The 461-nt window shown below is 34.3% G+C and carries 1 protein-coding gene; it reads right to left on the reverse strand.

Annotation, left to right across the window (positions count from 1 at the left end; all coding sequences use genetic code 11):
• Positions 1-250 precede the first annotated feature (250 nt).
• On the reverse strand, positions 251-461 hold a 211-nt coding region (locus ACTND6_RS11180), incomplete at its 5' end, for a hypothetical protein (protein ID WP_441045126.1).

Here is a 461-nt window from a genome sequence, read left to right on the forward strand (position 1 = left end):
TCTTGTAATGTGTCTATTTCCTGTTCAGTTTTCAAAGAACTTCCTCACTGCCCTTTCGAACAGTGCTCAATGAGTATATCATCTTTCCGCTTCCTCTGTCAACATGTTTTTTTGCTTTTTTTATTTCCATGTCTCACACTTCTCTGCGGCCTATTGAATATACTCTCTTTTCTCTCTCTTTGCAAGGGGTTTTTTCAAATATTATAAAAAACTGAAGTTTTTGGGATATCAAACTCCACATTTCTTTGGATTATCCAAAATTGGATGAGGTTTTGACATATTCCAAAATAACATGATGTTCATGAGGTCTTGAAGAAAAATCGACGTTCAAATATTTTGAGGTGCATTTCCATGCATCTTTTTTTATGATTGTATTAGTAATCATCATTTTACGGAAAGGATAAAAAGAAAACAGAAGACCATATGAGTTGCCGCTCAGTCTTCTGCTGTCTTTCAAACAA

The sequence above is a fragment of the Bulleidia sp. HCP3S3_C9 genome, assembly GCF_052064035.1.
Classification (GTDB): domain Bacteria; phylum Bacillota_I; class Bacilli_A; order Erysipelotrichales; family Erysipelotrichaceae; genus Bulleidia.